Annotated in this window: 7 protein-coding genes; 4 read left to right on the plus strand and 3 right to left on the minus strand. The window is 59.8% G+C overall.

The genetic code is table 11. The annotated features are described in order from the left end of the window. Positions 1–98 precede the first annotated feature (98 nt). Genes C7I87_RS11365 through C7I87_RS11380 form a run of 4 tightly spaced genes read left to right on the plus strand, consistent with a single transcriptional unit; the run spans position 99 to position 7,858 of the window. Positions 99–1,226, plus strand: coding sequence for a metallophosphoesterase family protein (locus C7I87_RS11365; RefSeq protein ID WP_149904300.1), 1,128 nt, complete (start codon positions 99–101; stop codon positions 1,224–1,226). Next, positions 1,223–3,838 carry an AAA family ATPase gene (locus C7I87_RS11370; RefSeq protein ID WP_149904301.1) on the plus strand — a complete coding sequence of 872 codons (2,616 nt, stop codon included), beginning with the start codon at positions 1,223–1,225 and terminating at the stop codon, positions 3,836–3,838. The genes C7I87_RS11365 and C7I87_RS11370 overlap by 4 nt, the downstream gene beginning before the upstream one ends. Then, on the plus strand, positions 3,838–7,170 hold the full coding sequence (locus C7I87_RS11375; RefSeq protein WP_188393814.1) for a TM0106 family RecB-like putative nuclease: 3,333 nt from the start codon (positions 3,838–3,840) through the stop codon (positions 7,168–7,170). The genes C7I87_RS11370 and C7I87_RS11375 overlap by 1 nt, the downstream gene beginning before the upstream one ends. A 4-nt stretch (positions 7,171–7,174) precedes the next feature. Beyond that, positions 7,175–7,858: a HEPN domain-containing protein gene (locus C7I87_RS11380; RefSeq protein WP_149904302.1), complete on the plus strand. Its 684-nt coding sequence runs from the start codon at positions 7,175–7,177 to the stop codon at positions 7,856–7,858. Positions 7,859–8,110: 252 nt separating this feature from the next. Here the strand turns inward: C7I87_RS11380 and C7I87_RS11385 are convergent, their stop codons facing one another. The 3 genes from C7I87_RS11385 to C7I87_RS11395 all read right to left on the minus strand — a co-directional run bounded on the left by C7I87_RS11385 (position 8,111) and on the right by C7I87_RS11395 (position 12,200). Next, positions 8,111–8,671: a hypothetical protein gene (locus tag C7I87_RS11385; RefSeq protein WP_149904303.1), complete on the minus strand. Its 561-nt coding sequence runs from the start codon at positions 8,669–8,671 to the stop codon at positions 8,111–8,113. Between the two features lie 159 nt (positions 8,672–8,830). Next, entirely contained in the window at positions 8,831–9,205 is a 375-nt protein-coding gene (locus tag C7I87_RS11390; protein ID WP_149904304.1) for a hypothetical protein, read from the minus strand. Positions 9,206–9,284: 79 nt separating this feature from the next. Continuing rightward, entirely contained in the window at positions 9,285–12,200 is a 2,916-nt protein-coding gene (locus C7I87_RS11395) for a helicase-related protein (RefSeq protein ID WP_210250628.1), read from the minus strand. Positions 12,201–12,230 lie beyond the last annotated feature (30 nt).

Raw genomic sequence — 12,230 nt, forward strand, 5'->3', positions numbered from 1 at the left:
TCCTCTGCATGACAGCTTCTGACACCCTCGCATGATAGCTCATTTGAATTCGGATCGCACTGTTGGGTCCGCCTCAATCTGGCTCTGGTGATCTTCACATGTTTCGTTTTATTCATTCGTCCGATCTGCACCTCGGTCGCAGGTTCGGCAACCTTCCGGAAGACGCGCGCGGTCGCCTGGTAGAGGCGAGGCACGCGGCGATAGGACGTCTGGCCGCTTCCGCACAAGATCACGGCGCAAGCCACGTGATGCTTGCTGGAGACGTTTTTGACACGGAAACGCCGTCCGACGCCGTTTGGCGTCACGCTTTGGCTGCGATGAGTTCCGTGCAAAGCCTTCAATGGTGGATTCTCCCTGGAAATCACGACAGCCTGGCGGCTGAGGCACTCTGGGGTCGCGTCCGCGCCCACGCCCCCGCGAACGTTCATCTTCTTGATGCGCCGGAACCAATCGAGATCGCGCCGCGGGTGGTTGTCCTGCCCGCTCCGGTGCCTCGCCGCTTTCCCGGCCGCGACCTGACTGAGTGGATGCCCCTTTGCGCTACTCCTGAGGACTACCTCCGGATTGGGCTTGCACATGGCGGAGTCCTTACATTTGGGTCCGAGGACGGCGGCGCCGAAATTATCCCCCCCGATCGTGCCAAGTCTGCTCGGCTCGACTACCTAGCGCTTGGTGATTGGCACGGACTGAAGCAGTTCGGCGATCGCACCTTCTACTCTGGCACGCCTGAGCGCGATCGATTCAAGCACGGCGGCCCCGGCACTTGCCTCGCTGTTACTCTCCTGGCTCCGGGCGCGGTGCCGGAGGTCAACACCATTCAGACCGGTCAGTTCGACTGGCAGGAAGCACCACTTCCACTCACACCTGCACAAGATGCAGTAGCTGCCCTGGAGATGCTGTTGCCGGCCGAAGGCAAGGCGAGGCGGGACATGCTTCTCAGAATTCGAGCCACCGGTTGGCTGGGCCTGCCAGCGCGCATGGCGCTGACACGTGCAGCAGAGCTTGCAAAGCCCGAGTTCTGGCATTTCGAATTCGACGATGCAGATCTCGCGACCGAATGCAGCCTGGAGGATCTCGACGGAATTGCGTTGAACGGCGCACTTCGGTTGGCAGCTGAAGGGCTCCATCAGAGGTCTGAAGACGCGGCAACGCCCCCCACGGATCGGGTGATCGCCGCGGCGGCACTTAGGCGCCTTTACAACTATGTGCAGGGAGAGACGCAATGAAGCTCCTCGCGATACGCCTCGATAATGTCCGACGGTTCACCGACCCTGTTGAGATCACGGGTATCGGAACCGGGCTGAACGTCCTTTCGGCCCCGAATGAGAGCGGCAAGTCGACCATCGTTGATGCGCTCCACGCGCTCTTTTTCAAAGGCTACAGGTCTTGGGACAAAGAGGTCGCGAGTCTTGCGCCGCATTCCGGCGGTGATCCTCAAGTGGCGGTCGAAATTGAGATTAACGACAACCGCTTCAAGGTGGAAAAACGTTGGAGCAAGACGCGCAAGGGCGAAGCCAAGGTCTTCCGCGGCGGGCACCTGATCAAGCAGGCGGACGATGCCGAGACATGGCTCGCCGAGGTGCTGAAAGCGCCGAAGGAAGGGGGGCCGGCCGGTCTCCTCTGGGTGCGACAGGGCTTGACCAGTCTCGACGAAGGCGAATCCGCCCACTCAGCACGGCGCGACTTGCTCTCTTCAGTCACCGGCGAGGTCGAAGCAATGACTGGCGGGCGTCGCATGGACGCGACGCGGGACCGTTGTCGGAGGGAACTTGACCGCTACTTGACCAGCAGCGGAAAAGCGAGAGTTGGCGGCCCACTAAAGTCCACGGAAGACGAGGTCTCGGCTCTCGATCTCCGACGCGATGGGCTTGCCGCCAAGGCGGCGTCTCTATGGGCGGAACTTGATCGCCGGCGCAATCTAAGGCGCGAACTCGCCAGTCTTGAAGACGGCGAGCAGGATTCGGGAAGGATGACGCGGCTCGCAGAGGCGGAGGCCGCCCATGACGAGGCATCCCGTCATGCAGAAGCACTTGAGCGAGCGATCGAAGCAGAAAGATCGAAAAGCCTTGAGATGGAACGAGCCCAGGAGAGGCTTGCGACAATCGAGGCCGCGCTTGCTGAAGAACGGAGTGCCGGAGCTGCCCTTGAGTTGGCCAAGGCTGACGCCGCAATCAAGGACGAGCGGCACCGCCAAGCTGAGGGTGTATTCATCGAGGCGAGAAGGAGTTTCGACAAGGCGTTCTCATCTGCCGAGACTGCCTCTGAAATCCTTCGAAGGGCACTACGTGCTCAGACATGCGCTGCGACAGCAGAGCGGCGAGCGGAGCTTACGCTTCGACTGGCCCAAGCCGAAGGCTTGCGGACCGAGCTTGAGAAAGCCGTAGCGGACGCCAAGGTTGGCCTCACAGACAAGGTGCTGCGTCAATTGGAGGACCGGGTTGGAGAGGTCCGGGTTCTACGAAAGGCACGCGAGATAGAGGCCGTCGCTCTCACGATGAAGTATGCCGTTGGGCGGAAAGATGGTGTCGCGCTCAACGGTAAGCCGATGCCCAATGGAAATCGTGTCGCAATACCCGATGGCGCCACGCTGGAGATTGACGGCATTGGACACCTAACGGTCCATCCCGGTGCACAGTCTGCCGCCGATACACTTGCGGTAGCCGAGAAAGCTCTTGCCGACGCACTTGAAGCGTCTGGCTACGAGACTATGGAGACCGCTCGAGCAGCCGCGCATCTCCGTCTCGAGGCCGAAGCTCGATACCGGAGTGCCGAGCACCAGTTAAACGGGGCGGCGCCGCATGGAATCGAAGCCCTGCGGGAAAGTATCGCGCGCCTGCCTGAACCCGTGGAGACGGAACCCGAACTTCCGAGCGCAAGAGAGGCTCAGGAGGCCGAGGTAGCAGCAAAACACGCTCTTGCAGAAGCAACCAGCACACTTGAGAAAGCCCGCTGTGCGTTCCAAATAGCGCAGACGGCCGCGGCCCGTGTTGCCGCAGCCGCAGAAAGCGCAGCGGAGAGGGTCTCCAGGGCGCTCTCCGCAGTCAGCGGCCTCCAAGATGCCGAGGCCGAAAAGACGCGCCTTATGAACGAGCTTCTTGTGCATCGGGCCGCGTTGGCCGAAGCGATTGGACAGCGCCAAGCAATCTTGGCCGTGGCGCCTGATCTTGAAGCGGCGAAGGCTGCATTACAACGTGCACGATCGGTCATCACACGCGCCGAACAGGACCGCCAACGCATTTGCGTTGATCTCGGAAAGTTGGATACGGCGATCGAGATGCATGCTGCGGAGGCCGTCGAGGAAGAGCTGGCCGACGTCGAGATCCGACTGAAAGCAGCGAGGCGCAGACTTGATGAGATCATGTTCGAGGTCTCAGTCCTGCAGATAGTGGACGAGGCACTTGAATCCGCCAGAACTGCTGCACGAGACCGCTACGTTGAGCCCGTCCTGCGGGAGCTTACACCACTCATCCGACTGCTCTGGCCCGAGGCTGAGCTTCGCTTCGATGCCGAGAAAGTCCTGCCGACGGCTCTGGTTCGAGCCGGAACGGAGGAAGACTTTGACATCCTGTCAGGCGGCACCAAGGAGCAGATAGCGCTTCTCGTGCGGCTGGCCTTTGCTCGAATGCTAGCGAAGGCAGGTAATCCCGCGCCAGTGATTCTCGATGATGCGATCGTTTACACCGACGACGACCGCATCGAGCGTATCTTCGACGCCTTGACGCGACAGGCACAAGATCTGCAGATCATTGTGTTTTCATGCCGACAGAGAGCCTTCCGAGATCTTGGAGGTCGGGGCCTCGCAATTATCGGCCAGGAATCTGTATTGGATGCCGCGTAATGAGACGCGACCGCAACGGGCTTCGCCTATCGGCCTCGGACTTGATGCGATTCATGGCCTGCTCGCACGCAGCACGCTTAGACCTCGCACATCTTGCAGGCGAGGGCCCGAAGCCGGCGGTTGACAGTGAAGACGCGGCCCTACTTCAAAGATATGGCGATGCGCACGAAGCGGCCCATCTGGCGCGGCTCGAAGGAAGCGGAAAGAGCATTACCAAGATTCAAAAGGATGGGATCGCCTTTGATGATGCTGTCGAAGCCACTCTCGACGCGCTTCGAACTGGCCCGGACATTGTTTTCCAGGGAGCGCTCGAAGGAGGCATGTGGGGCGGATACTCCGATTTCCTCGAGCGGGTTGATTTGCCCTCGAAACTCGGGGGATTTTCTTACGAGGTTACAGACACCAAGCTGAAGCGCAAACCTGCCCCGGCTCATGTCTTGCAACTCGTCCTTTATTCCGACCTGCTAGCAACTGCCCAGGGCCGTAGTCCAGAACATGCACATGTGGAGCTTGGTGACGGCAAGCGTTTCAGTTTCCGTCTCGCTGAATACGCTGCGTATGCTCGCGCGGCGCGGGAGAGGCTCGAGTCTTTCGTAGTCGAACCAACGAAGACCCGGCCTGTGCCTTGCGCGACTTGTAGCCTCTGCCGATGGCGCGAACACTGCGCGGAAGAGTGGGAGCAAGAGGACAGCCTTTTTCGCGTTGCCGGCATGACAAGAGCTCAAGTCGAAAAGCTTGAGGCCACCGGCATCACAACGATGGCCAATCTCGCCCAACAACGCGGCCGCGTGCCGAAAATGGCCGAGGCGACACTTGAGAAGCTCAGGACTCAGGCAGCACTGCAGCATGAGCGAAAGACTGGCGAACCGACCTATGCGCTGCGGCCTCCCCTTCCCGGCAAAGGCTTCGACCTGATGCCCCGGCCACATCCGGGCGATCTTTACTACGACATTGAAGGTGACCCGTTTTATGCTGAAACCAACACCGAGGGCCTCGAATACCTACACGGGGTCTGGGATGGGAAGGCTTTCAAAGCGTTCTGGGCTCATGATTTTGCGGAGGAGAAGGAGGCGATTGTCGCCCTTTTTGCCCTCTTCGAACAGAGGATAGCGCAGAACCCGCAAGCTCATATCTACCACTACGCATCGTATGAAATCAGCGCTCTTCGCAAGCTCGCCACTCGGCATGGCGTCGGCGAAGCGCAACTCGACCGGTGGCTGAGGGAGCGCCGTTTCATCGACCTCTATGCCGTTGTTCGGGGAGGCGTCTACGCATCTGAGCCATCCTATTCAATCAAGGACATGGAGGCTTTCTACGATCTTTCGCGCACAGGCGAGGTGACGACTGCAGGTGGATCCGTTGTCGCTTACGAGAAGTGGCGTGAAAGCCATGACGCCGCAATCTTGGACGAGATCGAGGACTACAATCGCATCGACTGCGTCTCGACGGAGCGGCTGCGCGATTGGCTACTCGCAATCCGGCCGGAAGGGCGCTGGCTGGAAGTCGGCGAAGGCCACACCGAGAAGTCAGTGGAGGCAGAAACCGAGGTTGACGACCTCACCGAGTTGCTGCTCGAATCCACTCTGCCCGAGGACCGTCGGCGGCTCTTGTATGACCTCGGCGTTTTCCATTGGCGCGAGCGCAAACCTGCTGCGTGGGCTGTCTTCGACGCCGCTGCGAAGGATTTCGACGAGCTCTGCGATGATATGGAATGCCTTGGCGGCCTCGTCGCTGACGGGCCGCAACGGCCGGTAAAGAGGTCGTATGAGCGAGATTACCGATACCCGCCGCAGGAGACGAAGCTCAGGCCTGGCAAATCCTCGCAGTTTGCTCTCGAAGGCGGTTTCGGACAGGTCGGCATCACATCGCTTGACCGGGGTGCTCGCCGGGTAACGCTGAAAATGGGGCCTAGCTCCGGCGAGACGCTCCCGGACCGTCTTGACCTTATTCCAACCTTCGCACGAGATGCCAAACCAATTCCCTCCGCAGTTCGCAAGGTTATCGGAGACCAATGCGGAAAGCGCACGAACAAGGCGGCCGAGGATCTCCTCTCACGCAATCCGCCGCGCTTCAAAAGTGTATCACCGCTTCCCCTGAATGAGGCGGCAGATCCCCTCCGAGGGACCATAGCAGCCATTCGGGCGATGGATGCGACCGTCCTGCCAGTCCAGGGCCCGCCCGGCACAGGCAAAACCTATGTCGCCGCGCGTGCCATCTTGGCACTCGTCAAGGACGGCCATCGTGTCGCCGTCACATCCAATAGCCACGAAGCCATCCGCAACGTCCTTATAGCCTGCGTAGATGCGCTTCGGGATGACGCCGACGTTGGCCTGACACTTGCGCAGGTCCAGTTCGCCCACAAGATTGGGGCCGACACTGGCGAGGCACCGGTTGGTTACGAGGCCATCGCCAGCGTGAGGAACAACGACGATTCTGCACTTGAAACAGCACAGGTAGTCGGCGGGACGGCCTGGCTGCTTTCGAGAGGCCAACTTGAAGGTGCATTCGAATACCTCTTTGTCGATGAGGCTGGGCAGGTTTCCCTCGCAAATGCGGTCGCAATGTCGAATGCGGCTAAGAATCTTGTTCTTGTTGGTGACCCGCGCCAACTTCCTCAGGTGATTCAGGGAGCGCATCCTGATCCGGCAAATCTCTCCTGCCTCGAGTGGGTTCTAGGCGAAGGGCAGAACGTTGCGCCGGACCGGGGGATTTTTCTTCCTGTCACTCGTCGCATGCATCCCGATCTCTGCAGCTTCATTTCATCGCAGTTCTACGAAGGTCGGCTGCATCCACACGAAACGACATCGCGGCAAGCAATCCATTCATTGGGGCTGCCGATTGCCGGCGCATGGCGGATTCCGGTAACCCACCAAGGGCGCGCGCAGGAATGTCCTGAAGAGGTCATTGCAATCCGTGAGAAGATTGACCTTCTGCTTGCCGGAAAATGGACCAACAGTGACGGTTTGGTGCGCACGCTACGGAAGGACGATATCATCGTTGTCGCTCCTTACAACGCGCAGGTGAACGCTCTGGTCGAAGCTTTGCCCGACATCAGAGCAGGAACCGTCGATAAGTTTCAGGGGCAGGAAGCTCCAGTTGCCATTGTCTCAATGACTGTGTCTTCAGCGGAAGAAACATCACGGGGCATCGAGTTCCTTTTTTCCCGCGAGCGGCTCAATGTCGCCGTTAGTCGCGGCAAGGCCCTGAGCCTCGTATTTTTTTCGCCTCGACTTCTGCAAACCTCGTGTTCGACGGTCGAGCAGATTCGTCTCGTGAACACGCTCTGCGCACTTCCCGATATGCCTGCGGAATACGATGAACGGACGGAATGAACCGATGAAGGACAACGCGGCAGCTCGGCTTAAATTCGAGGCGCTCAAGGAAAAGCAGCGTCAACTTCGGGCGGGTTTCCCCGAGAATTTCGGGCTTCGCGTCCATCGGTCGATCAGTTGGATTGGACGGGCTGAAGCCGAAGCCAACGATCCTGCTGCCGCGTTCCTCTTCCTCTGGATCGCATTTAACGCGGCCTACGCGGACGAGCGCGACGTGCGAGGTGAACGTGAAGCGTTCGCATGGTTCTTCGGAATGCTTCGCGACCTCGACAAAGACCGCCGCATCTATGACGCGGTCTGGACACGCTTTCCCGGCCCTATCCGCTTGTTTCTAGAGAATTGCTTCGTCTTTGGTCCGTTTTGGTCCCATCAGAACGGGATCGATGGCTACGACGATTGGGAGCAACGATTCAATGCCGCCAGGCGCGCCTTCCACGGCGCCCTTATGGCCCGCGATACCGCCAACATCCTGTCGATGCTGTTCGACCGCCTCTATGTGCTCCGCAACCAGCTTGTCCACGGGGGTGCAACTTGGAACTCGAGCACCAACCGCAACCAACTTCGTGACGGCGCGGACATCCTCGGGTTTCTCATTCCGATCATGATCGACGTCATGATGGACAACTCCGGCGAGGATTGGGGACGACCATTCTATCCAGTTGTAGAGAACTCGACCGTGTTGCGCTGACAAAATGGCCTGCTGCCGGCCGCAAGAAGCTGTTGTGAATAAACTGCGCGACCCGGCTGCGCCACTGCCGCGATAAATCCAACGCGCATATTGTTAATTGCAGGCAGGCTGAATGTATCTATCGCGATGTTCCGGTCCTTCGGGCCGTCATATGCCGTCCGGTCTGCAGTTGGCCTAGGCACTCAATTTCCCCCGTTCGCCTACGGTTGGCGAGACCTCAAAGGCGCCGACTAGGATCACAGAGGAGTTGATTTAAAGGAATAAGCCGCTCGGATATGCCTTCATCATTCGACCGGCTTCAGCATGCGTGATAACACGTTGAAAATGCGAAAGTCTTTGATCTGAACGCGACTCAGCACCGCAGAAAAGTATAGTTGTCCAATCGTCGTGTGCGTTCAGAGTGGGCCGATCTTGGTGGGTTTTGACAAAGCAGCTTGCACGGAGAGGGTAAGCCTCGGGCTGCCCAAAACGGAAAGGCTCTCCCTGATGCTTGAATTCGATGTGAACCGCCAGAACACGATCTAATGAGTTTCGAAAGAAGAAGATGGCATCGGATTCAAGCCCCTTGCTGCCCTCGATCCGACAACTGCAGCGGCTATCACGACCGCACCAGTAGTTGGCCCAAAAAGGTTGGCTTGTAGGCCGAATTCGCCACCGCACGGCACGCTGCTCATCAATCAGAACGTGACTGCCGGTGTAACTCCCCTCAACAGCCGTGCCTCTGAGCAGCCAATCTCTTACCTCTTGGGAGGTAAATACACTCTCGGCGATCGCATCCAAATAGGGTTGGGCCTTTCCGGAATAGGCAGGCATAGTGCAACCTCCCTCGGAACTATGACGTTACCCGGTCACATCAAATCTCAAAGCCGAGCCTAATCACGTCGTCTTCCTCGCCTGTGGCAATGCGCGTAACGGGACGAAATTCCTGATTACGTCAGCCGGGCGCTTGTGGCCTCTAGGTCCGGTGGGCATCTATTCGCTCCAGTCAATTGTAATGGTTACCCCATCTAGCAGATCGATGTCATCGATAAGCGTCTGGTCGCGATTCGATTTCAGATTGCCGTTGGCGATGCTGGCCATATACCCAAAGTTACTTGCCACTGTGCCCCCGCGTTGGCCCCATTCGGTATCGACGCCACTACCGTCCCCATAGGTCCAAGTCTGCTTACCAACCGGCACGCGATCATATTTCAGGTATTTGGCCATCTGCTTCGCGCGCCGCACAAACTCGGCACGCGAAGCGAATGAAAGTGTCTCCATCCGACCTGCTCCAAAGCTTTCCGCCAAAACATACAAATCATATAGGAATTCGGCCGGCATCGCGACAAGCGAAGCGTCAAATTTCAAATTGAGACACTAGCCCCTTTTCCAGGCATCGCGAAGTGAGACAGACCTACATTTCAGTCCCTCGCTCAGCCCAGCGATGCTACGAGCTGGCGTCCACTTCGGTGGGTCGGCGCAACCCTAAAGCTGACAGATCAAGCGCGAGCGGCTGAAGGTGATCCAGGGCCGCTTTGCCGCTCCTGGTCAAGATATCTAGGAAGTCCTCCTGGTTGGGCTGCCCAAGGGCCAATCGGTAGATGAACCTTTGTTCGCGCAATGCAGCGAAACGGCTGACGTCTCGGCCGAAAGGGCGCTCGAATATGTAGCGGGTTATCTCTGCACCGTCGAAGATCCACCACGGGCGAAGCCCGGACCAGTCGCTGTGGTCAGCGTCAGCGATAGCAGCCAACCGAAGCCAGGGCGACCTGCGATCCTCCCCGTTCCACAGCATCGGCTCGATCTCCCGAGCTAGCCCGCGGCGCACAGCAAGGCCTGCATAGCGTTGAATGCGTCCTTCCCGTTGTTCCAGATCCAGCGGATTGGACGAGAGATCCCAATGCGCAACTCGTGAGCACCATGGGTGGAAGTCCAATCCCTCCTGGCCGACAGAGGTCGTGACCAGCACGTGGGGCCAAAACGGAGTGTTGAAACTCCTTCGCACCTCGTCCGGGCGGACAGGCGTCCGATCCTCCTCACCGGGTTCGGCTGCAGCGGCTTCCGAGTCGCCAAAAGGCACCGCGACGTGACAGCGAAACCTGATACGGTCGCCCCCGCCGATAGGGTGGAAATTGAAGCCGCCAGCCACTAGAGTCAGGGTAGCGCGTAGGTCGTCTGCCATGCCCTGAGCCGTGGACAAGCTCTGGGACTGGATCCAGAAATGCTCGTCCAGAACGCTTTCAAGATTGCCGTCCCAAGCGGCCCTCATAACGCCCTCGACACTGCTAGCGCCGCCCAGCGCCGCGAGCATCACTGGATTATCGAGGTAAGCCCGAAGGCCCTGCCAGCACAGCCTGACTAGTGCTTGATAACCATCACCAAGTGCGCCGCCGGCATGGCGGAGAAGCGCCCGTCCAGCGATGACGCCCGGCGCTGACAAGGCATATTCAGCAAGGTCGGCCAGTTCTAGTGGCGAGATGGAGGTGAGAGCTGGGGTGGCCCTCCAGGCCTCTATGGCCAACTTTGCCTTCGCATCGGCGCCGACGACTCTTTCCCACGCGTCCGCCGAGGTCTCCGCTGTCCCGACCCGCTTCTCAAGGGCGGGCAAGAGACGTCCAATCGGCTGGTGTCGTCGGCGCGCCTTTGCCGTCCCACGATCCACATGGATAGCCGGTCTCAATTCCCTTAGCGCTTTAGCAATTTGCTCTCGCATGCGGCGCCGCACGTTCGCGAGACTCGCGCCAACTCCGGCGACCGCCAAAGGATCGGTGTTTCGGATCAGCCACGGCGACGGATGGAAGGCAGCCATGACCGGATTTGGAGTGTCCGACAGCTTTAGCCTGCGCCGTTTGACATATATCCCATAGCCCCCGCGGTCTCCCTTCAGCCACCGCGACTCCACACCGAAGCTCAACAAGGCCGCAACGCTTGGGGGCGTCGCCTTAAACCGACTGAACATAAGTAGCTTCGGATCAGCCCCCTCCCCGGCCCAGCCGCCCTGAAGGGGCCACCAAGCGAGAGACGGTGCTACCCAAGGCATTGCGAGTTGCTCTGGAGGTGCGGCCGCACCTAGTGCTCGGAGCTTGGCGTCGGGCCAATCGGCCGGCGCGTCCAGCTTGCGCTTCATAGTCTCGTTGACTGTCACGAGGCCCTTCATTGGCTTGAACTCGCGCCCGCGCCAAGCTGCATACCCCACGCCCAGGGACTGGGCCGGCAGGGGCACGGATGACCAATACGCCAAGGCCTCGCTGCGCTGCTTGTCGTCGAACGAACCAACAAGATGTCTATAGGCAGTTACATCCATAGTTGACAGGGGTGCGCGCAGCGGTGTTGTGCCCGTATCAATGCGGTTCAGTGCCAGTCCACCCACCCGCTCAGTGCGAGCCATTACGGGCTCAAGCAACGCCTTCAGCTGATCGCGCAGCCCGGCCGCCTTGCGGACGCCGGCCTCCATTGCAGCGGCATCGCCGTCTCCCGAAGAAACGATCTCATGTAATGCCTCGCCGAAAGACCCAAACAACCTTTCCGACTCGCCGCGCAGGTCTGCTCCGGCGAGGAACTCGATGAGATCGAATAGTTCCTTGTGCGCTTGGGCGCCCCGGCTCTCCTCCCATCGCGTCGCGAATAGTTTGTAGGGCGTCGCGGACAGGAACAGCAGGGCCGGCCCGCGCCGGCCCGACGCCAGAAGCGCCTTCACCAGCGGATTTGCCTGGCCGCCTTTGTCTAGGATGTGCCGATAGCGCTGGAACTCGTCGAAGATGACGATGTCCGGCGGCTGGTGCCGCAGGCTGGCAAGGGCGAGCGCCCGTCGAAGCCGCCCGATGAAGGCGCGTGGCGGCTTCCCCTGTATATGGGCGCGCATTGTGGCGGACACAGGCGCCTCGAACTCATCGGCGAGGGCCTCGCGAAAACGGGCGAGCAGGCCTACGGGCGCGGCCTCCAGCCTTTCCCGCGCGCGCTCAAGGGCACCTGCCCAGCCCGAAGTGGCATCAAGTCGCATGTAATCAGAACCCATCGCCCTCCACGCCGATGGAAAAGCCTTCTCCATCAGCAAGGAGATGTAGGCGCGCTCGCCGATGCGCCCGCCCGTAAGAGCCGAGCCCACTCTCGGAAACGAAGTATGCGGTGTCAGGGCGTAAACCACGACCGGGGTCGTTGGAGGGGCGAGAACCGCGATTAGGGATAGGCGGTCTGGAGTATCGATCGCCCGCTTCCGCTCCGCTTCCGGCAAGAACTCAACCACACGGGTCTTGTTCTGGGTAGCGACCGAAGTCCCGTTCGAGACGTAGAATACGACGAGTGGCTTACTCTTCCGCTTAGCCAACCGTCCGACGATCTCGCGCGCAACCACGGTCTTGCCCAAGCCGACCTCGTCCGCGACTAGGAAACGCCT

Origin of the sequence: Mesorhizobium sp. SARCC-RB16n (assembly GCF_008520305.1) — a bacterium.
Classification (GTDB): Bacteria; Pseudomonadota; Alphaproteobacteria; order Rhizobiales; family Rhizobiaceae; genus Mesorhizobium.

Coding starts and splice junctions, on each gene's coding strand:
- C7I87_RS11365 (WP_149904300.1), top strand. CDS start 99: ATGTTTCGTTTTATTCATTCGTCCGATCTGCACCTCGGTCGCAGGTTC.
- C7I87_RS11370 (WP_149904301.1), top strand. CDS start 1,223: ATGAAGCTCCTCGCGATACGCCTCGATAATGTCCGACGGTTCACCGAC.
- C7I87_RS11375 (WP_188393814.1), top strand. CDS start 3,838: ATGAGACGCGACCGCAACGGGCTTCGCCTATCGGCCTCGGACTTGATG.
- C7I87_RS11380 (WP_149904302.1), top strand. CDS start 7,175: ATGAAGGACAACGCGGCAGCTCGGCTTAAATTCGAGGCGCTCAAGGAA.
- C7I87_RS11385 (WP_149904303.1), bottom strand. CDS start 8,671: ATGCCTGCCTATTCCGGAAAGGCCCAACCCTATTTGGATGCGATCGCC.